This is a genomic window from Sanguibacter antarcticus (genome assembly GCF_002564005.1).
Taxonomy (GTDB): domain Bacteria; phylum Actinomycetota; class Actinomycetes; order Actinomycetales; family Cellulomonadaceae; genus Sanguibacter; species Sanguibacter antarcticus.
Window position 1 is genome coordinate 3,070,219 of the sequence record NZ_PDJG01000001.1, and the last position, 19,065, is coordinate 3,089,283.

General features: G+C 72.0%; 18 protein-coding genes and 2 riboswitches. Of the genes, 6 read left to right on the forward strand and 12 right to left on the reverse strand.

What is annotated here, in order from left to right:
- Positions 1–57: 57 nt before the first annotated feature.
- The 5 genes from ATL42_RS14025 to ATL42_RS14045 all read right to left on the reverse strand — a co-directional run bounded on the left by ATL42_RS14025 (position 58) and on the right by ATL42_RS14045 (position 3,983).
- Positions 58–714 carry a copper resistance CopC family protein gene (locus tag ATL42_RS14025; RefSeq protein ID WP_098455880.1) on the reverse strand — a complete coding sequence of 219 codons (657 nt, stop codon included), beginning with the start codon at positions 712–714 and terminating at the stop codon, positions 58–60.
- Between the two features lie 232 nt (positions 715–946).
- Positions 947–1,603 (reverse strand): hypothetical protein, encoded by a 657-nt coding sequence (locus tag ATL42_RS14030; RefSeq protein WP_143556775.1) that lies wholly within the window; start codon positions 1,601–1,603, stop codon positions 947–949.
- Between the two features lie 172 nt (positions 1,604–1,775).
- Positions 1,776–2,582, reverse strand: a complete 807-nt coding sequence (locus tag ATL42_RS14035; protein WP_098455882.1) for a C40 family peptidase — start codon at positions 2,580–2,582, stop codon at positions 1,776–1,778.
- Positions 2,580–2,741: riboswitch (cyclic di-AMP (ydaO/yuaA leader) on the reverse strand. (Overlaps the previous gene by 3 nt.)
- 154 nt (positions 2,742–2,895) lie before the next feature.
- On the reverse strand, positions 2,896–3,438 hold the full coding sequence (locus ATL42_RS14040; RefSeq protein WP_098455883.1) for a GNAT family N-acetyltransferase: 543 nt from the start codon (positions 3,436–3,438) through the stop codon (positions 2,896–2,898).
- Positions 3,438–3,983, reverse strand: coding sequence for an NUDIX domain-containing protein (locus tag ATL42_RS14045; RefSeq protein ID WP_098455884.1), 546 nt, complete (start codon positions 3,981–3,983; stop codon positions 3,438–3,440). The genes ATL42_RS14040 and ATL42_RS14045 overlap by 1 nt, the downstream gene beginning before the upstream one ends.
- Before the next feature lie 48 nt (positions 3,984–4,031).
- Positions 4,032–4,094, forward strand: a riboswitch (guanidine-III (ykkC-III) riboswitch).
- A 10-nt stretch (positions 4,095–4,104) separates the two neighbouring features.
- On the opposite strand from ATL42_RS14045, the gene ATL42_RS14050 reads away from it, so the two are divergent.
- Together ATL42_RS14050 and ATL42_RS14055 are read left to right on the forward strand one after the other, a co-directional pair.
- Entirely contained in the window at positions 4,105–4,419 is a 315-nt protein-coding gene (locus ATL42_RS14050) for a DMT family transporter (protein ID WP_098455885.1), read from the forward strand.
- 434 nt (positions 4,420–4,853) lie between these two features.
- On the forward strand, positions 4,854–5,528 hold the full coding sequence (locus tag ATL42_RS14055; protein WP_098455886.1) for a GNAT family N-acetyltransferase: 675 nt from the start codon (positions 4,854–4,856) through the stop codon (positions 5,526–5,528).
- A gap of 119 nt (positions 5,529–5,647) precedes the next feature.
- Here the strand turns inward: ATL42_RS14055 and ATL42_RS14065 are convergent, their stop codons facing one another.
- The 3 genes from ATL42_RS14065 to ATL42_RS14075 form a co-directional block, all read right to left on the reverse strand.
- The gene (locus tag ATL42_RS14065; protein ID WP_245862795.1) at positions 5,648–8,056 is read right to left on the reverse strand and encodes a heavy metal translocating P-type ATPase; all 2,409 of its coding nucleotides are present in this window, start codon (positions 8,054–8,056) and stop codon (positions 5,648–5,650) included.
- A gap of 212 nt (positions 8,057–8,268) precedes the next feature.
- Positions 8,269–8,574: a heavy-metal-associated domain-containing protein gene (locus ATL42_RS14070; RefSeq protein WP_098455888.1), complete on the reverse strand. Its 306-nt coding sequence runs from the start codon at positions 8,572–8,574 to the stop codon at positions 8,269–8,271.
- Between the two features lie 86 nt (positions 8,575–8,660).
- Positions 8,661–8,942 (reverse strand): metal-sensitive transcriptional regulator, encoded by a 282-nt coding sequence (locus tag ATL42_RS14075; protein WP_098455889.1) that lies wholly within the window; start codon positions 8,940–8,942, stop codon positions 8,661–8,663.
- 105 nt (positions 8,943–9,047) lie between these two features.
- Between ATL42_RS14075 and ATL42_RS14080 the strand changes: the two genes are divergently transcribed.
- Positions 9,048–9,269, forward strand: coding sequence for a hypothetical protein (locus ATL42_RS14080; protein ID WP_098455890.1), 222 nt, complete (start codon positions 9,048–9,050; stop codon positions 9,267–9,269).
- 138 nt (positions 9,270–9,407) lie between these two features.
- Positions 9,408–9,911 carry a septum formation family protein gene (locus ATL42_RS14085; RefSeq protein WP_098455891.1) on the forward strand — a complete coding sequence of 168 codons (504 nt, stop codon included), beginning with the start codon at positions 9,408–9,410 and terminating at the stop codon, positions 9,909–9,911.
- A 49-nt stretch (positions 9,912–9,960) separates the two neighbouring features.
- Here the strand turns inward: ATL42_RS14085 and hemL are convergent, their stop codons facing one another.
- The 3 genes from hemL to ATL42_RS16785 all read right to left on the reverse strand — a co-directional run bounded on the left by hemL (position 9,961) and on the right by ATL42_RS16785 (position 13,080).
- A complete protein-coding gene (gene hemL / locus ATL42_RS14090) occupies positions 9,961–11,289 on the reverse strand; it encodes a glutamate-1-semialdehyde 2,1-aminomutase (RefSeq protein ID WP_098455892.1) in 1,329 nt (442 codons plus the stop codon).
- 91 nt (positions 11,290–11,380) lie between these two features.
- On the reverse strand, positions 11,381–12,361 hold the full coding sequence (gene hemB / locus ATL42_RS14095) for a porphobilinogen synthase (protein ID WP_098455893.1): 981 nt from the start codon (positions 12,359–12,361) through the stop codon (positions 11,381–11,383).
- Positions 12,358–13,080 (reverse strand): uroporphyrinogen-III synthase, encoded by a 723-nt coding sequence (locus ATL42_RS16785; protein WP_245862589.1) that lies wholly within the window; start codon positions 13,078–13,080, stop codon positions 12,358–12,360. The genes hemB and ATL42_RS16785 overlap by 4 nt, the downstream gene beginning before the upstream one ends.
- A gap of 709 nt (positions 13,081–13,789) precedes the next feature.
- Between ATL42_RS16785 and ATL42_RS14105 the strand changes: the two genes are divergently transcribed.
- Positions 13,790–14,899, forward strand: coding sequence for an FAD binding domain-containing protein (locus ATL42_RS14105; protein ID WP_143556776.1), 1,110 nt, complete (start codon positions 13,790–13,792; stop codon positions 14,897–14,899).
- Complete coding sequence (locus tag ATL42_RS14115; protein WP_143556777.1) at positions 14,896–17,655, forward strand: molybdopterin-dependent oxidoreductase; 2,760 nt, start codon at positions 14,896–14,898, stop codon at positions 17,653–17,655. Before ATL42_RS14105 ends, ATL42_RS14115 begins: the two co-directional genes overlap by 4 nt.
- Here the strand turns inward: ATL42_RS14115 and ATL42_RS14120 are convergent.
- Positions 17,597–18,982: an MFS transporter gene (locus ATL42_RS14120; RefSeq protein ID WP_143556778.1), complete on the reverse strand. Its 1,386-nt coding sequence runs from the start codon at positions 18,980–18,982 to the stop codon at positions 17,597–17,599. The two genes, ATL42_RS14115 and ATL42_RS14120, sit on opposite strands and share 59 nt — an antisense overlap.
- Positions 18,983–19,065 lie beyond the last annotated feature (83 nt).

The following is a 19,065-nucleotide window of genomic DNA, read 5'->3' on the forward strand; positions in this document are numbered from 1 at the left end:
CCTTCGGTAGGGGTGAAGCAGGAAGAGCACGCAGGACCGGTGCGGTCCGGCGGAGGGTCACGAGGGGTCGCCGGGCTGGTTGGGAGGACGACGGCGCACGAGACGCGGCACCCCCCAGAAGAGGGCGGTCGCGACGAGCGCGCCCGCCGCACCGACGACGACGGGCCGGACCCACGACGGCGACGTCGAGGTGTCCGTGGTGGTGCTGGCGGCGGCGTCAGCAGAGGGTGCCTCCGACGCCTCGGTGTCTGGCGCGGACCCCTCGGCGTCAGGCGCCGTCGCGGACGGCGGAGCGGTGTCCGTCGTGCCGGTCGTGCCAGCGGCCTGGGCGTCGCCGACGGTGAAGGGGACGACGCCGGAGATCGGGTGACCGTCGGCCGACACGACGCGCCAGCGCACCTCGTACGACCCGTCCGGGATGTCGTCTGCCAGCGGCACGACGAGGTCGGCGTCCTCGATCGTGGGGTCACCGTCGGTCCAGGTGGCACCGCTGTCGTCGGTGACGATCACCGCGGGGCCGATGGTGAGGATGTCGTCCGAGAACGTCAACGTCACGTACGTCGGGGCGACGTCGAGATGCTCCCCCTCACCAGGGGAGCTGTCGAGCAGCTCGTCGTGCGCGCTGGCTGACGGTGCGCCGACCGTGACGAGGAACGCGAGGAGCGCTCCGGTCCCGGCCGTGCGCAGGGCAGCGCGAGGTGGATGAACAGTCATGTCGGGTACGACCTTCGGTGGAAGGTCCGCGCACGGCGCAGCGACAGCGAGCAGCCGTCGACGACCGCCCAGACCGCCCGGTGCTCCGTCAGGGGAGGGTGGGCGTCCGGTCGTTCACCTGTCGGTGCTCTTCAGCCGGAGGTCTGTGGCGCTGTGCGCAGACACGTCAGGACAGCACGACCGGTCCGGGGCACGACGGTGTCGCGCCACGACGGCGGGTGCTGTGTGGGACTCAGACCAACGACAGGACGGGTGGGCCGCGACGGACCACACCGGAGGACATCACCGGCAGGGCGACCGGCACCCAGGTCCCCGCGGCGCTCGCCAGCGCGGTGCGCGGGTGCGCCGGCAGAGCGGCGACCCGGACGACCGGCGGCAAGAGGAACGCAGCGACACGGCTGGACAGACGCGTGAGACGCGACAGGACGGCTTCGCCCCGCTGCAGGACGACGATCGTCACGACGCCCGCGAGCGCGTGGGCGAGCCACATCCACCCGGCGCTGTGCCCGGCATGGGCCATCGACCCGGTCGTCGAGCTGAGGACGACGAGCGCTGACTGTGCGTCGTGACCGGCGTGCAGCCCTCCGTCGCCGACGACCTGGGCCGTCCCGGTCGTCCCGAGGACGAAGAGCGTGTGGAAGAGGATCTGGCTCAGCGCCACCGACCCTGTGAGGCGCAGCCACGAGCGGCGCAGCCCCGCGAGGGCGACGCAGGCCGAGGTCGCGAGCAGGAGGGGGACCGCGATGCCGAGGATGCCTGGCACCGTGCCGCCGGCGAGGACGTGCGAGAGGAGCGCGACGAACGTCGAGAAGGCAGCCGCGACGAAGCCGTGCGTCGCGCGGGACGCGCGCGAAGGCGTGCCTAGCACGCTTGTGCCCCGACTGCTCATGACCTAGATCCTAGGCGATCGATCTCACGAGACACCGTTCGTTCCCAGACCGTGACCGATGCCACAACCTGGTCGAGCGCGTCTCGAGAAGCCTCGGGACGCGCTCGGACCGGGTCGCGGCACGCTCTGGGAAACCGACGCGACCCGGCGAGGGCCCCGACCGCAGGCGGTGTCAGCCGACGCGGATGAAGACGGGGTCGGCCTGCCAGATGTCGCGGAACTGGATCGTCTTGCCCGGGCGGGGTGAGTCGATCTGGGTGTTGCCGCCGGCGTAGATCGCGATGTGGCCGGGGGAGTAGATGAGGTCGCCGGGCTGAGCGTCGGCGCGGGAGACGATCGTGCCCACGCCGGCCTGCGCGGACGAGGTCCGGGGCAACGAGATGCCGACCTGAGCGAAGACGTACGACGTGAACCCGGAGCAGTCGAAGCCCGACGGCGTGCTGCCGCCCGAGACGTACGGGACGCCGACGTAGCGGCTGGCCGCGTCGATGATCGCGCTGCCGCTCGCCGACGCAGGCACCGCGACAGGAGCAGCCTCGATCACGGGAGCCGCCTCCGTGACGACGGTCGACGTGACTGCCGAGCGCTCCGCCGAGCGCGACGTCGTCGCACGCACAGGCTCCGGCTCCACGACGGGCTCCGGGACCGGCTCGGGCGCCGGCGTCACGGTGATGGTCGTCAGCTCGACGGACCAGGTCGCGTCCGCCGTGCTCGTCACAGCGGGTGCCGTCTCGAGGGCGGCGCGGGCCTGCGTCGTCAGCGCGTCGAGGTCGACGGTGGTCGAGGCGGACGGTGCTGTCGAGGCGCTCGCGGGGGCAGCGCCCATGAGAGAGACGAGAAGGCCCGACGACGCGGCGAAGAGTGCTGTGCGTCGGCCGATGATGCTGGCGCTGGTGCTCGCGCTCGTCGCGAGATCGGTCAGGGGCGTGCGTGCTCGTCGGTCTGAGCGGTGCTGGGCCGGGCGGGGTCGAACAGTCATGTCTCTCCATGACGCCTACGAGGTTAGCTGTCGGGTTCGGGCTGGAGAACTGCGCCCGGCCGTTCGGACGAGTCCGAGCGGCTTCACCCCGAGGGCGCTGCGTGCAGCGCCCAGATCTGGGTCCCCCATCCCTGCCAAGAAGATCGTCGAGACCTCGAGCGGTGGCAGGGCTAGACGTCCGCTCGAGCGCTCCACGTGGCGGTCGCCGTGTGAAGCACTCCGAACATATGTCGCCTACCTTGGGTATGTCACGGGGAGGTTACGGGTGATCTTCCCCAGGGGCGGGTGAAGTCCGGGTGGAACGGTGCCGATCTCAGTGCGTCGCGCTGGCTGCGGGTCGGACGACCTGATAGATCGCGTGGTCCTGCCAGCGCCCCGCGATCTGGAGATAGTCGGGTGCTGTGCCGATGCGGACGAAGCCGTTGCGCTGCAGCACACGCTGCGACGCAGCGTTGTGCAGGAGCGTCTCGCCCTGCACGCGGTGCAGCCCGAGGACGTCGAACGCGACCCGCACCGCGTCGCCCACCGCGGCCGTCGCCAGGCCGTGCCCGTTCGCGTGCGCGCTCACCCAGTAGCCCACGCTGCACGACTGGAACGCGCCGCGGACGATGCCGCTGAGCGTGATCCGGCCGACAACCTCCCCCGCACCGTCGAGGATCGTCAGCGGCATGCAGGTCCCCTGGGCGTGCTGCTCCAGCACGGCCTCGACGACGGCCCGCTGACCCTGCTCGGTGAAGTACGTGTCCGGCCGGGCGGGCTCCCACGGCGCGAGGAACTCCCGGTTGCGCACCATGAGGTCTGCGAACGTCGCGGCGTCGTCGAGCGTCGTGAGGCGGGTGGGGCCGGGCGACGGCATCATCCGACGCGACCCAGGGCGATCGCCGCATACATGAGGGCCGCGACCGTCTCGCCGTCCGTGATGGTCCCGTCCCGCACGAGCCCCATGACCTCGGACCACGGGAGCGTCCGGGTGCCCGTGATGCCCTCGGCAGCCTGCTCGGCGGCCTCCTCGGCGGTGTGCAGGCCCCGAGCGAGGTAGACGTGCTCGATCGCGTCGCAGACGCCGTTGAGCGCGAACATCGTGCCGAGCCGTTCCCACGACGACGCGGCCAGGCCCGTCTCCTCGCGGAGCTCGCGCTGGGCGGCGAGCAGCAGGTCCTCGCCGTCCGAGCCGCCCGCGGGCACCTCCAAGGACAGGGTGCTGGTCGCGTACCGGGCCACCTCCACGAGGACGACCTCGTCGTCCTCCGTGAGCGGCACGACGAAGACCGAGGGGTTGCGAATCTCGACCACGCCGTAGATCCCCGGGGTGCCGTCGGGCCGGTCGACGGCATCCTCGCGGACCCGGATCCACGGGTTCTCGTAGACGACGGTCGACGTGCGGGTGGTCCAAGGATTCATCGAACCAGTCTCGCAGAGCGACCGGCACGTCGGCGTGAGACCCTGGCGGCAGAGCCCTGCGGGCTCCCGGACGAGCGGTGCCGTACCCGGTGTGCGACAAGACGGCGCCTTGGAGGCAGTCATGTCCTGGATCGTTCTTGTCGTGTCCGGAGTTCTCGAGGCCGTGTGGGCCACCGCGCTCGGAAGGTCCGACGGCTTCAGCCGCCTCGGACCGTCGGTCGTGTTCGGTGTCGCGCTCGTCGCGAGCATGGGAGGCCTCGCCTACGCGATGCGTGAGCTGCCGGTCGGCACGTCGTACGCCGTCTGGGTCGGTATCGGTGCTGCGCTCACCGTCACGTACGCGATGCTCACCGGCACCGAGACCGTCTCGCTCGTGAAGATCCTCCTCGTGCTGGGCATCGTGGGCTGCGTCGTCGGCCTCAAGCTCCTCCACTGACGCGCCGGGCCGGGCCGCGCCGGGCCGCGCCGGGCCGGGCCGGGCAGCCCGGCCCTCCCCTCCCACGCCTCCCCCTCCCGGCTCGGTTGGCCCTCCCCTCTCCCCCGACTCGGCCCGGCGCTCCTCTCCCCAGCTCCCCCCGCCTGCTGGTCAGCGGGCCTCCGGTGAGGTCGGTACGTGTAGTCGAGTTCGGCAAATCCGACCGACGGTCTCGACTCGCAGTGTCGAACTCAACGGCTGGGACCGGGGTCGGGACCGGGGTCGGGACCAGGGTCGGGACCGGGGCTAGGACCGGGGGGGGGTTGGGACCGGAGTTGGGAGCAGAGGTGGGGGCCAGGGAGACGCAGCACGGGAGGCGTCGGGGCTCTGGTGCATGGATAGAATGGGTCCGTGGAGACTCTGGCTGTCATCGTGTTCCGACCAGTTATCGACGGATGAGCGCTCAGACGTCGGTCGGCATCGGGCCGGTGACGCTGAGAGGTCGGCTCGTCGTTCTCGAGCCGCTCGCAGCCGAGCACCATGACGGTCTCGTCGAGGCGGCCCGCGACGGTGAGCTCTGGCGCCTCTGGTACACCTCCGTGCCCACGCCGGAGCAGATGGGCGCGGAGATCGACCAGCGGCTGTCGGCCCAGGCGTCCGGCTCGATGCTCCCGTTCACCGCACGCCTGCGCGATCAGCAGACCGGTGGCCCCGGACGCATCATCGGGATGACCACCTACATGAACATCGACGCTGCGACGCCGCGCCTCGAGATCGGCTCGACGTGGAACGCGGCCTCCGCCCACGGGACGGGGACCAACGCTGAGTCGAAGCTCCTGCTCCTCGGTCATGCGTTCGAGACGTTGGGCTGCCCTGCGGTCGAGCTCCGCACGCACTCGCTCAACATGCAGTCGCGCGAGGCGATCGAGCGGCTCGGTGCCAAGCAGGACGGGATCCTGCGGAGCCATGCACGCACTCGCGACGGGCTGCTGCGGGACACGGTCGTGTACTCGATCCTCGAGCACGAGTGGCCGGCGGTGCGCCGCGGACTGGAGTTCCGGCTGTCCCGGCGCCCCGACGCGGGTGGACCCGGAGCCCCCGCGCGTGGACCAGGCGCCCCGACGGAGTAGCCCGCACCTGAGCCCCGAGGCACCGAGCCTGCACCCGAGCCCGAGCCCGAGCCCGAGTCCGAGCCCGAGCCCGCCCCCGAGCCTGCACCCGAGCCGGCACCCGAGGCGCCCGCCGCGCCCTAGCTGGCTGCTGTGCGCAGCCGGAGGGAGTTGCTCACGACGATGACGGAGCTGGCCGCCATCGCTGCGCCCGCGATCATCGGGTTGAGCAGCCCGGACGCCGCGAGCGGGATCGCTGCGACGTTGTAGGCGAACGCCCAGAAGAGGTTCTGCTTGATGATGCGGAGCGTCGCGCGCGACAGGCGGATGGCGGTGGCTGCGCTGCGCAGGTCCCCGCGGACGAGCGTGATGTCGCTCGCTTCCATGGCGACGTCGGTCCCCGTGCCCATCGCGAGTCCGAGGTCGGCGGCAGCGAGCGCTGCGGCGTCGTTGACGCCGTCGCCCACCATCGCGACCGTGGCGCCTTCGGCGCGCAGGCGCTCGATCACGTCGACCTTCTCGTGGGGCAGGACGTGGGCGATGACGTCGTGCGCGGGGATGCCGACGGACGCGGCTGCCACGCGGGCGGCTCCGGCGTTGTCGCCGGTGAGGAGGACCGGACGGAGGCCGAGGGCGGTGAGCTGGGCGATGGCTTCGGCCGACGACTCTTTCACCGGGTCGCGCAGCACGACGACACCGCGTGCTGCACCGTTCCAGGCGACGACCACGGCGGTGGCGCCGGAGCCCTCCGCCGTCGTGAATGCTGTGACGAGGCTCGCGGTCGCGGGGTCGGCGGCGTCGAAGGCGACGCCTTCCTCGGCGAGCCACGTCGGGCGTCCGACGAGGACCCGGGAGGACATCGCGACCCCGGAGTGGGCGACACGGACGACGCCGGAGACTCCGCCGCCGGGTGCGCTGCGGAAGTCGAGCGCCTGGTCGGACCCGATCTCGATGCCGTCGTCGCCGGTCTCGGGCGCGATGGCGTCCGTGCCGGCGGCGGCCGCGGTCGCAGCGGTCGCTGCGGTGTCGGTCGCGGCGGCGGCGTCGGCTGCTGACGCGATCGCTCGGGCGATGGGGTGCTCGCTCAGTGCTTCGAGAGCGCCGGCGAGGCGCAGCGTCTGCGGGTCGCCGACGACGTTCTCGACGACCATCCGGCCCTGCGTGACCGTGCCGGTCTTGTCGAGCACGATCGTGTCGACGCGGCGGGTCGACTCGAGGATCTCCGGGCCCTTGATGAGCACGCCGAGCTGCGCGCCGCGGCCGGTGCCCACGAGGAGCGCGGTGGGTGTGGCGAGACCGAGGGCGCAGGGGCACGCGATGATGAGGACGGCGACGGCCGCGGTGAACGCGGACTCCGCGGACGGGCCCCACACCATCCAGCCGACGAACGTGGCGACGGCCAAGACGAAGACGATGGGGACGAACACCGCAGAGATGCGGTCGGCGAGGCGCTGCACGGGGGCCTTGCCGGTCTGTGCGCGGGCGACGAGCTGACCGATCTGCGCGAGCGTGGTCTCTTCGCCGACGCGGGTCGCGCGGACGAGCAGATGGCCGGAGGTGTTGACGGTCGCGCCCGTGACGGGGTCTCCGGGGCCGACCTCGACCGGGACGGGCTCGCCGGTGAGGAGGGACGCGTCGATGGCGCTCGATCCTTCGACGACGACGCCGTCTGTGGCGACCTTCTCGCCAGGCTTGACGGTGAAGAGGTCGTCGACGAGGAGCGAGGCGGCGGGAACGGTCCGCTCGACCCGTCGGCCGCCCTCGTCGACGACGAGGGTCGCGTTCTTGGCGCCGAGGTCGAGGAGAGAGCGCAGGGCGTCGCCGGCGCTGCGTCGGGAGCGGTGCTCCGCGTAGCGGCCTGCGAGGAGGAACGCGGTGACGACGGTCGCGACCTCGAAGTAGAGCTCCGGCAGGTCGCCCGACTCCAGTGCGGCCATCCCCTGGGCGTCGACAGCCCCGGAGCCGCCCAGCAGGAGCGCCCACAGCGACCATGCGGTGGCGGCGACGACGCCGACCGAGACGAGCGTGTCCATGGTGGAGGAGCCGTGGCGGGCGGCGCGGAACGCGGCCCGGTGGAACGGGAGAGCAGCCCAGGTGACGACGGGCATGGAGAGAGCGGCGACGACCCACTGCCAGCCGGGGAAGCGGAGGGCGACGATCATCGACAGGGCGACGACGGGGACCGCGAGCGTCGCGGCGACGACGAGCCTGCGTCGCAGGTAGGTGCCTCGGTCGGGGGTGGGCGCGGAGGTGTCGTCGTCCTCGCCCATGGTGTGGCCCTCGGCCATCGAGTGCCCGGAGAGCGCCATCTCGGTGTCGGAGCGGTCTGCGGGGCTCGACGGGTCGGACCCGGAGGTTCGCGGGGCGCGGCGACCGGTGATGCGTGCGGTGTACCCGGCTCGCTCGACCGCTGCGAGGAGGTCGTGGTCGTCGACGCTGCCGTGGACGGTGACGTGTGCGCTCTCGAGGGGGAGGTTGACGGTGGCCTCGACCCCAGCGACCTGGTTGAGCTTCTTCTCGACGCGGGCGACGCACGACGCGCAGGTCATGCCCTCGATAGCGAGGTCGATCTCGAGCGGTGCGGCCGGTGTGCCGGTGGTGTCCTGGATGCTCACGAGTGCTCCTTGTGCGCGCGGTGGACCGTGGGTGCGTTCCTCTGAACACCATACCCCCGAGGGGTATTTCGTCCGTGGGGCCATGGTCACGTGCGCTCGCTCGCCGAGCCGCGCGCTTCCGAGCTGGTCCGCACGCCCGCACGCGCTCAGGTCAACGGGTGCTGCGCGCGGTACTCCTCCTGGTGCTTGTGCTGCTCCGCCGCCTGGGACGCGAGGCCCTCGGTGTCGACCTCGATGCGGCTCGCCTCGTAGCCTGCCTCGACGATCGCGGCACGCAGCGCCGACTCGTCGAGGGGCTCGTGGGAGAGCACCGTCACCTCGGAGGCTCCCTCCGTGCGCAGCTCGACGCTGACCCGCTCGACACCGTCGACGGTCTCGAGCTCGTTGGTGACCGCTGAGACGCAGTGGCCGCACGTCATGCCGCTGACGTCGAGGGTGGTGATGACAGTCATGAGAGCTCCTTGGGTGGATCGTGGATCGTGCGTGGCCTGCATGGGTCCGGGATGCAGCTCCGGACTTTTCTACCGTGGCAGGAGACTCAGCTCCTGACGAGGCGAGCGATCGCGTCCGCGGCCTCGCGGACCTTCTCTTGACCTTCTTCGTCGGACGACTGCGCGGCGTGGACCACGCAGTGGCCCAGATGGTCCTCGACGAGGCCGAGGCTGACCGCCTGGAGGGCCTTGGTCACCGCAGCGACCTGTGTGAGCACGTCGATGCAGTACGTGTCTTCGTCGACCATGCGGGCGATGCCGCGCACCTGGCCCTCGACGCGACGCAGCCGCTTGAGATAGTCGTCTTTCGAGCCGCTGTACCCGGCCATCGTCGTCCTCCTGGTCGTCGAGCTTCGCTCGCCACGTTACCCCCGGAGGGTATCGCGCGCACCCATGCCGCAGCAGCCACAGGTGCGTGGCGTACGGTGACCCGTGTGAAGACGCTCGCGGCATACTTCGGCCTCAGTCACGACGGGACGAGGGTCAGCGCCTCGACCTCGATCGCGATCTCCATCATCCTCTCGCTCGTCGTGAGCCTCCTCCTGCGCGTGCTGTTCCCGGGGTTCAGCTCCGTGGTCCGGCTCGTGCTCTGGGGGATCGTCATGTTCGTCATCTTCCGGTGGGCCGCCGCCAACGCGCAGCGTCAGGGACGCTGACCGCGCTGCGTGGGCCGAGTGGTTGCTCGATCGTTGCGAGACCGTGCCGCACACTCTCGCCGCGAGCAGCGCGCGACCCGTAGAGTGCAGCGGTCGACGCACGTGCGACGGTGCCTGACCTCGGACAGAAGGACACTCATGCGCGCTCCAACCCGCTCCTTCGGCGGTGTCATCACCCTTGCCGCGGCACTCGCCCTCACCGGGTGCTCCGCCATCGACGACCTCGTCGGGAACGACGAGCCCGAGCGAGACGACGCCGGTGAGATCGTCGAAGCCGCGGAGCTCGACGTGTTCTCGCTGCTCGTTGGCGACTGCGTGAACTCTGCGGACCTCGCCGACACGGTCGAGACCGTCCCGACGGTCCCGTGCAGCGAGCCCCACGACAGCGAGGCGTTCGCGGTGATGGACCTGCCCGCAGGGGACTTCCCCGGCAACGACGCCATCGACATCGCGGCCGACGACTTCTGCTACGACGAGTTCACGGCGTTCGTCGGGATCGCGTGGGACGACTCCACCCTCGACTACTTCCCCCTCACCCCGCTCGAGGAGGGCTGGAACCAGCTCGACGACCGCCAGGTCCTCTGCTTCGTCTTCGACGGCGAGGGCGGCGTCGTCGGGACGCTCAAGGACGCCGCGCGCTGATCGCACGCACCGGCGCCCGGGTCGAGCCCGGTCGTCAGGGCCGCGCTCGTCAGGGCCGCGCCGCGGCCGCGGCCCGCGCCGCACCCGGCAGCGCCTCGAGGATCCGGCCGACCGCCACGTCGTCGTGCGCGGCGGAGAGGAACCACGCCTCGTAGACGGACGGCGGCAGGTTGACCCCGGCGTCGAGCATCGCGTGGAAGAACGGCGGGTAGCGGAACGTGTCAGACGCCTGGACCTGGGCGTACGTGTGCACGCCCGACGCGGCGGCCTCCTCGCCGAACATCACGGAGAAGAGGCTGCCGGAGTACTGGACGCGGTGGGCGACGCCCTCGGCGGAGAGCGCCTCGGAGACGGCGGCGCCGAGGTGCGTGGCGGTGGCGTCCACCTTGGCGTACACGGCGGCGTCGGCGGCCCGCAGCGTCGCGAGCCCGGCCGCGACGGCCACCGGGTTCCCGGAGAGCGTGCCCGCCTGGTAGACCGGTCCGAGCGGGGCGAGCTGGTCCATGAGCGCAGCCGGACCGCCGATCGCCGCGACGGGCATACCGCCGCCGACGACCTTGCCGAACGTGAAGAGGTCAGGTGTGAAGGACGCGCCGAGCACCGAGGTCTCGTAGCCCCACCAGCCGGACGCGCTCACGCGGAAGCCGGTGAGCACCTCGTCGAGGATGAGCAGCGCGCCGTGCGCGGCGGTGATGCGGCGCAGCCCGGCGTTGAAGCCGGGGGCGGGCGGGACGATGCCCATGTTGGCAGGCGCAGCCTCCGTGATGACGGCGGCGATGTCCGCGCCGCGCTCCGCGAAGGCCGCCTCGACAGCACCGAGGTCGTTGTACGGGAGCACGAGGGTCTCCGAGGCCGTCGCCTCCGTGACACCGGCCGAGCCGGGCAGAGCCTGCGTCGCGACGCCCGAGCCTGCCTCGGCCAGGAGAGAGTCGACGTGACCGTGGTAGCAGCCCGCGAACTTGATGATGAGCGGCCGGCCCGTCGCCCCGCGCGCGAGACGGACGGCCGTCATCGTCGCCTCGGTGCCGGTCGAGACGAGGCGCACGCGCTCGGCCGCCGGGACGCGGCGGCGGATCTCCTCGGCGAGCTCGACCTCGCCGACCGTCGGGGCGCCGAAGGACAGCCCGCGCGCGGCCGCCTCCTGCACCGCGGCGACGACGGCCGGGTGCGCGTGCCCGAGCAGCGCCGGACCCCACGAGCACACGAGGTCGACGTACTCGTTGCCGGCGACGTCCGTGATGTACGGCCCGGCAGCCGACGCGATGAACCGCGGGTCGCCGCCGACGGAGCGGTACGCCCGCACGGGCGAGTTCACCCCGCCCGGCAGCACGCCCTGGGCGCGCTCGAAGGCTGAGTGGTTCGCTGCGTCGTCGTGCATGGTCCGTCCGTTCGTCAGGTGCTCAGGAAGTCGGTCAGGTCGTTCGGGTCGGTCAGGTCGCCGGGCATGCCCGGCGGTGCGCTGGTGCGGGCTACTTGATCCAGCCGGCGAGCTCGACGGCCCAGTACGTGAGGACGATGTCGGCACCCGCCCGCTTGATGCTCACGATCGACTCCTCGATCGCGGCACGACGGTTGATCCATCCGTTGGCCGCAGCCGCCTCGATCATCGCGTACTCGCCAGAGACCTGGTACGCGGCGACGGGGACGTTCGACGTCTGGGCGACGTCCGCGAGCACGTCGAGGTAGCTCATCGCGGGCTTGACCATGACGATGTCGGCGCCCTCGAGCATGTCGATGTCCGACTCGCGGGAGCCCTCGCGGCGGTTGGCCGGGTCGAGCTGGTACGTGCGACGGTCGCCCTCGAGCGTCGACTCCACCGCCTCGCGGAACGGGCCGTAGAACGCCGAGGCGTACTTGGCGGAGTAGGCCAAGATTGCGGTGTCGGGGAAACCGGTGCCGCCGTTCGCCGTCGAGGCGTCGAGCGCGCTGCGCACCGCGAAGACCTGCCCGTCCATCATCCCGGAGAGGCCGAGCACCTCGGCGCCTGCCTCGGCCTGGGCGATCGCCATGGCCTCGTAGCGCAGCAGGGTCGCGTCGTTGTCGACGCCACCCCGGGCGTCGAGAACGCCGCAGTGGCCGTGGTCCGTGAACTCGTCGAGGCACAGGTCCGCCATGACGACGAGCCGCCCGGCCGCCGCCTCGACCGCGATGCGGATGCCGACGTTGAGGATGCCGTCCGGGTCGTCTGCCCCGGAGCCGGTCGCGTCGCGCGTGGTCGGGACGCCGAAGAGCATGACGCCGCCGATGCCGGCGTCGGCCGCCTCACGGACAGCCTGCGCGAGCGAGGCCTCGGTGTGGTGGACCACGCCCGGCATCGAGGTGATCTCCACCGGCTCGGTCGCGCCCTCCTTGATGAACAGGGGCAGGACGAGGTCCCGCGCGTGCAGGCGGGTCTCAGAGACGAGAGCGCGCAGCGCGGGAGTGGTGCGCAGGCGGCGTGGGCGGGTCACGGGTCCTCCGGAAGGGTCGTGGGGAGAAGAGCTGCTGCATCGATGATCGCACTGAAGAGAGCGTCGTCGGACGCACCCGTAGCAACAGCGGCAACCGCTTGCCCTGTTCCCTCGGCGGCACGACGCGTCGGCTCACCGATCGCGACAGCCAGCACGTCCGCACGCGGCCCGAGCTGGCGGGCGACCTCGCGGGCCACGCTCCCGGACGTGAGGACCACGAGGTCGATGCGCCCTGCAGCCCAGTCGGCGACGACCTCCGGCGGGGCCGGGTGAGAGACCGTCCGGTACGCGGTGACCCGGACCGGGGTGTAACCGAGCTCGGTGAGGCCGCGCTCGAGCGTGGGCTCGGCGAGGTCGCCGAGGGGAAGGAGGACGCGGGTGCTGGAGGGCGAGCTGGAGCCGGTCCCAGTGCCGACATCGAGGCCGCCGAACGTCGAGGCGTGCGCGTCCGGCCACTCGGCGAGCATCCCGACGGCAGAGTTCTCCGCGGCGACGAGCTTCGGCTCGACCCCGGCGGCCCGCAGCGCCCGTGCGGTAGCCGGCCCGACGACAGCCCACCGCACGGGCCAGCCATCCACCCCGCTGTCGCCGCGGCCGCGGCTGCTGTCGCTGCGGCCCGTGCTGCTGTTGCGACGGTCCGTGTGGTCCGTGTGGCCAGTGTGGTCCGCGTGGCTCCCGATGCACTCGCGGCTGCCGCCGCGTCCGTCGACCTCGGGCACTTGTCTCGAGATCGTGCCTTCGAGTGCCCGATCTCGAGACAACTGCCCGAGCTCGACGTCAGCTGAGGATGAGGCTGGGGGCAGGGGCAGGGGCGGGGGCGGGGATTGGGGCAGGGATTGGGGGTGAGGGGTTGCGTCTTGGGAGGGCATAGGCATCGCGGCCGCGGAGAGTGCCGTTACCGCGTTGACGCTCGTGATCGCCACCCACGCGTACTCGCCTGCGCTTGCGGCGGCGGCCGCCGTGCGCAATGCGTCGAGGTCAGGTCCAGCGGCGTCGGCTCGGGAGATGAGCGGAGCGACGACCGCACGACCACCCGCAGCCTCGATACGTGCGCCGAGAGCCTCGCCCCGTCCCGGCGCCCGGGGGATGAGCACACGCACGCCACGCAGAGGAGATGTCGTCACACGACCAGTCTCCCCGATCTGTCACCCGCTGTGCAGCCTGACGGCAGCCCGACGGCAGCCCGAGGGCAGCTCGACCGCGCGCCTCGACCGCAGCTCGCCCCCACGGCCGGACACCATCTCGACCGCGTCTCGGCCGCGCGCCTCGCCCGCCGCCCGACCGCACCGTCCGACAGCATCACCGGCCGCAGCAGCCAGACACTGCCGGCCTCCGCGTGGTTACACCGGCGACACATTCGCATGGTTCTCTGGCGACAGCCGAGGACCAGGAGGTCGTTGGCCCGTCGGATGTGCAGGAGGTGCTCGCGTGGACCTGGTGATCGATTCCGTGCGCGTCGCGCTGAGCAGGCAGGACGTGGCTCTCGCCGACGGCGAGACCTTCCTCGGCGGCGGCACGTGGCTCTACTCCCAGGCCGAGCACCACCTTGCCCCTGAGAACACCGAGGTCTCGTCGGCTGCACCGAGCCAGGACGCACGCGTGCGCGGCCTCGTCGACCTCACCCTCCTCGGGTGGGCTCCGCTCACCCCGACCGACGCCGGCCTGAGCATCGCGGCCACCTGCACCATCGCGACCCTCGTCGACCTCGGCGAACATGGTGCGGCCGAGCACCCCACATGGACGGCTCTCCCCTTGTTCGCCCGGTGCGCGAACGCCCTGCTCGCGTCGTGGAAGGTCTGGAACGTCGCGACAGTCGGCGGCAACGTCTGCCTGTCGCTCCCCGCCGGCGCGATGATCGCGCTCGCCGTCGCGCTCGACGCGGACGCGGTGACATGGCTGCCGGACGCCGAGACGGTGGCTGGGGCCGCGACCGCGACCGCGACCGCGACAACAACCTCGACCTCGACCGCAACCGAGACCGCGGCAGCGCCACCGATCGGCGGCGAACGCCGGCTCCCCGTGGCCGAGCTCGTGACCGGGCCGGGCCGCAACACGCTCGCGCGCGGCGAGGTGCTGCGATCGATCGAGATCCCGCGGTACGCCCTCGAGTCCCGGACGGCCTTCCGGCAGATCGCGCTCTCGCCGCTCGGCCGCTCGGGTGCGGTCGTCGTCGGGCGGCACGACGCAGACGGCACGACGACCCTCGCGATCACCGCCAGCACACCCGCACCCGTGGTCCTGCGTTTCCCGGCTCCACCGACGGCGGCTCGTGTCCGCGAGGCGGTGGCCAGCATCGAGACCTGGTTCGACGACGTCCACGGCGCACCCGACTGGCGCGCCCACGTCACAGGCGTCCTCGCTGAGGAGGTCCGCGCGGAGCTCGCGGCATGCGCCACGTCGAGCGCCACGTCGAGCGCTGCGTCGAGCGCCGCGTCGAGCGCCGCGCCGAGCGCCGCGCCGAGCGTCGGGCCGAGCGTCGGGCCGAGCGACCCGGCGGGGTCCGGCCCTCGCCCCGACCAAGACGGAGGCCTGCGATGAAGCTCGAGGTCAACGGCGTGATGCTCGACGCGCAAGCCGCCCCCGGCCAGTGCCTGCGGACCCTGCTGCGCGAGCACGAGCACTTCGAGGTGAAGAAGGGCTGCGACTCCGGCGACTGCGGGGCGTGCACCGTCCTCGTCGACGGCGCGCCCGTGCACTCGTGCATCTACCCGGCGCACCGCATGGACGGGAAGACCGTCACGACGGTCGCCGGCCTCGGCGACGAGGAGCACCCGCACCCGGTCCAGTCGGCGTTCGCGGCCGCCGGTGGATTCCAGTGCGGGTTCTGCACGCCGGGCATGGTCGTCACCACGTCCGTCCTCACGGACGAGCAGAAGGCTGACCTGCCGCACGCCCTCAAGGGCAACCTCTGCCGCTGCACCGGGTACCGCGCGATCGAGGACGCGGTCAACGGGGTCCGCAACGTCGAGCCGACCTGCGGCAGCGCCACGACAGCAGGCGCAGACGCCTCGACCAGCGCTCCGGCCACACCGACGGTTCCCATCGCGCCCATCGCGCCCACCGCGCATACCGCGCCCGCAGCGCTCGCAGCCCCCGCAGCGCCGACCGGCCCCATGGGCACCTCCGTCGGCGCCCCGGCAGCGATGCGCGTCGTCACCGGCCGTGAGCCGTACACGCTCGACCTCACGACCACGGGGGTGCTCCACCTCGCCGTCCTCGGCAGCCCGTACGCCCACGCACGCGTCCTCTCGGTCGACACGACCGTGGCACAGGCTCTCCCGGGGGTCCGCGCAGTCCTCACCGCAGCCGACTCCCCGGACGTCCTCTTCTCCACGGGCCGCCACGAGAACCGGCTCGACGACCCGGACGACACCCGCATCATCGACACGATCGTCCGGTTCCAGGGCCAGCGGGTCGCGGCTGTCATCGCCGACGACGTCGCCACCGCCCAGCGTGCCCGCGACCTCGTGCGCGTCGAGTACGAGGTGCTGCCCGCCGTCTTCGACCCCGAGGAGGCCCGCGCGCCCGGCGCCCCCCTCATCCACCCCGACCGCACACCCGCGGACCGCGTCGACGAAGCCCACCGCAACGTCATCGTCACCCTCCACGACGAGATGGGCGACACCACGACTGCTCTCGCGGACGCCCACGCGACCGTCTCCGGCACGTGGCGCTCGCAGCGCGTCTCCCACGCCGCGCTCGAGACCCACGCCGCACGCGGCTGGCTCGACGCGACCGGTCGGCTCGTCATCCGCACGAGCACCCAGGTTCCCTACCTCGTCCGCGACGAGCTCTGCCACGTCCTCGGCCTCGAGCAGGACCAGGTCCGCGTCTTCACCGCCCGCGTCGGCGGTGGCTTCGGCGGCAAGCAGGAGATCCTCACGGAAGACCTCGTCGCGCTCGCGGTCCTGCGGACCGGGCGGCCGGTCCAGTACGAGATGACGCGCGAGGACGTCTTCACGATCGCGACGGTCCGCCACCCGATGGCCGTCACCGTGCGCCTCGGTGCCGACGCGGACGGCACGCTCACCGCGATGACCGTCGAGATGCTCAGCGACACCGGCGCCTACGGCAACCACAGCCGCGGCGTCATGTTCCACAGCCTCAACGAGTCGCTCGCCGTCTACCGCTGCCCGGCCACGCGGGTCGACGCCGAGGTGGTCTACACGAACAACCCGCCCTCGGGTGCGTTCCGGGGCTACGGGCTCGGTCAGGTCGTCTTCGCCGTCGAGTCGGCGATGGACGAGCTCGCCCGCGAGCTCGGCATCGCGCCGGTCGAGCTGCGCCGGCGCAACGTCGTCGGGCCCGGGGAAGTGATGGTCGTCACGGACCCGGACGAGGTGAGCGACCTGCGCCACGGCAGCTATGGCCTCGACCAGTGCCTCGACCTCACGGAGGCCGCGCTTGCTCGAGGCGCAGCCGACGGGCCGGGCGTGCCGAGCGGTCCGCAGTGGTCGCACGGTAGCGGCACGGCGCTCGCGATGATCGCGACGATGCCGCCGCGCGGGCACTTCGCTGACACGAGTGTCGCCCGGCTGGCGGACGGGACCATCGAGGTCTGTGTCGGGACCGCGGAGTTCGGCAACGGCACCACCACCGTGCACCAGCAGTTCGCCGCCCAGGTCCTCGGTGTTCCTGTGAGCCAGGTCCGGGTGCGGCAGTCGGACACCGACGTGGTCCGTTACGACACGGGCGCGTTCGGGTCGACGGGCTCGGTCGTCGCCGGCAAGGCGGTCGTCCTCGCAGCCGAGCGCCTCAAGGCGATGATCACCGAGGCCGACGCGCGTCGTCCGGGCACCGGCGAACCGTTGACCGAGCTCGTCGCGCACGGGAGTCACGACGGCACGCCGCGGTCGGTGGCCTACAACGTCCAGGGCTTCCGGGTCGCGGTGAACCGCGATACCGGGGAGGTCCGCATCCTCCAGAGCGTGCAGTCGGCCGACGCCGGCGTGGTCATCAACCCCGAGCAGCTCCGCGGCCAGATCGAGGGCGGGGTGGGTCAGGCGATCGGCGCTGCGCTCTACGAGGAGGTGCGGCTCGACGGCGCAGGCCACGTCCTCACGCGCACGTTCCGCGAGTACCACGTGCCGCAGATCGCCGACCTCCCGCGCACCGAGGTGTACTTCGCGGACACGGTCGACAGCATCGGCCCGCTCGGGGCGAAGTCGATGAGCGAGGCCCCGTTCAACCCCGTCGCCGCGGCGCTCGCCAACGCGATCGACGATGCGACCGGGGTCAGGCTGACGGAGCTCCCGATGTCTCGAGAACGGGTGTGGCGGGCGATGGCTCGCTAGGTCCGTCGCCGACGAGGGAGTCGCCGTCGGTGAGCGTCCGGTGCGCGACGAACCAGTACGCGACTCCGGCGAGCACGACGATCGACGCAGCGATCGACGGGAGCGCCAGCGCGGCCGACGCACCGAAGCGCTCACCGACCTCGCCGGTGACGGCGGAGCCGATCGACTGCCCGACGATGACGGCAGAGCCGAGGATCGTCATGACGGTCGTCGACCGGCCGCGGGGGCTGAGGGTCGAGCCGATGCTGTACTGCGTGACGAGGGTGGGCCCTACCCCGATGCCGATGACGGCGAGAGCGACGACGAGGTGCAGCACCGAGCCTGCGAACGGCAGGGTGAGCGTCCCGGCGAGGACGACGCCGGCGAAGGTGAGCCACCGTGCACGGAGCGTGAACCCGACGGGGAAGAGCGCGACGGCGAGAGCGAGCGCAGCCGACCCGACGCCCATGACGCCGTAGACGAGGCCGGCGCGCTCGGGGTCGCCCTGGTCGTTCATGAATGCGGTGAGCGAGGTGAGCATCGTGCCGAAGAAGAGCCCGACACCGAGGATGCCGACGATCACGCTCACGAGACCGGGGTGCCACAGGTCCCGCAGCGGGGCGGCCTCGGCTGCGTCCCTGTCGTGCGTGCGCTGGACCGTGCTCGTGGGGTGCAGTGCGAACGCGGTGACGAACACGAGGGTGATCGCCCCGGCGGCGACGAGGGGGAGCCACGGGGCGACGCCGGACGCGAGGATCCCGACGAGGAACGGCCCGACGACGAAGACGGTCTCGTCGGCGGCGGACTCGTAGGCCATCGTCGAGTTGAAGCTCCGGACCCGGAGGTTCGGGGCGAGCCGGTCGGAGATGATGCGCACGAGGCGGGTCCGTGACATGGGGCCGACCTGGGGCGCCGTCGTCCCGATGAGGAAGGCCGCGACGAGGACCGCCGCGTCCGGCAGCGTGGAGTACACGGCCCAGGCGAACCCAGCGAGCATGAGGCCGTTGGCCGTCCCGGCGACGAGGAGGACGACGCGCTGGCCGTACCGGTCGGCGGCGGCGCCGAGCAGCGGGCCGACGCACGCGGTGCCGAGGCCCACCATCGCGGAGCTCAGGCCGGCGAACGAGAGCGACCCGCGGGCGGAGACGACGAGGGTGAGGACCCCGACGACCATCATCGCGAACGGGAGACGTGCGACGAACGCGACGGGGAAGTAGAGCCGTCCTGTGTGGTGCACGAGCGCGGAGCCGGGCTCGGACGCGCGGGGAGATGCGGTGCGCGGGGACGCGGTGCGGTGGGGCTGGGTGGGGCGGAGTTCTTCGGGCTGTGGTTCTGGGGTGGTGTTCATGACCTCTGCGCACGGTCGCAGCCGGGGCTGCGACAGCTCTGGTGCCGCCGTCGTCTGGTCGGCAGGAGGCCGACAGCCGGTAG

Coding starts and splice junctions, on each gene's coding strand:
- ATL42_RS14025 (WP_098455880.1), bottom strand. CDS start 714: ATGACTGTTCATCCACCTCGCGCTGCCCTGCGCACGGCCGGGACCGGA.
- ATL42_RS14030 (WP_143556775.1), bottom strand. CDS start 1,603: ATGAGCAGTCGGGGCACAAGCGTGCTAGGCACGCCTTCGCGCGCGTCC.
- ATL42_RS14035 (WP_098455882.1), bottom strand. CDS start 2,582: ATGACTGTTCGACCCCGCCCGGCCCAGCACCGCTCAGACCGACGAGCA.
- ATL42_RS14040 (WP_098455883.1), bottom strand. CDS start 3,438: ATGCCGTCGCCCGGCCCCACCCGCCTCACGACGCTCGACGACGCCGCG.
- ATL42_RS14045 (WP_098455884.1), bottom strand. CDS start 3,983: ATGAATCCTTGGACCACCCGCACGTCGACCGTCGTCTACGAGAACCCG.
- ATL42_RS14050 (WP_098455885.1), top strand. CDS start 4,105: ATGTCCTGGATCGTTCTTGTCGTGTCCGGAGTTCTCGAGGCCGTGTGG.
- ATL42_RS14055 (WP_098455886.1), top strand. CDS start 4,854: ATGAGCGCTCAGACGTCGGTCGGCATCGGGCCGGTGACGCTGAGAGGT.
- ATL42_RS14065 (WP_245862795.1), bottom strand. CDS start 8,056: ATGACCTGCGCGTCGTGCGTCGCCCGCGTCGAGAAGAAGCTCAACCAG.
- ATL42_RS14070 (WP_098455888.1), bottom strand. CDS start 8,574: ATGACTGTCATCACCACCCTCGACGTCAGCGGCATGACGTGCGGCCAC.
- ATL42_RS14075 (WP_098455889.1), bottom strand. CDS start 8,942: ATGGCCGGGTACAGCGGCTCGAAAGACGACTATCTCAAGCGGCTGCGT.
- ATL42_RS14085 (WP_098455891.1), top strand. CDS start 9,408: ATGCGCGCTCCAACCCGCTCCTTCGGCGGTGTCATCACCCTTGCCGCG.
- hemL (WP_098455892.1), bottom strand. CDS start 11,289: ATGCACGACGACGCAGCGAACCACTCAGCCTTCGAGCGCGCCCAGGGC.
- ATL42_RS14115 (WP_143556777.1), top strand. CDS start 14,896: ATGAAGCTCGAGGTCAACGGCGTGATGCTCGACGCGCAAGCCGCCCCC.
- ATL42_RS14120 (WP_143556778.1), bottom strand. CDS start 18,982: ATGAACACCACCCCAGAACCACAGCCCGAAGAACTCCGCCCCACCCAG.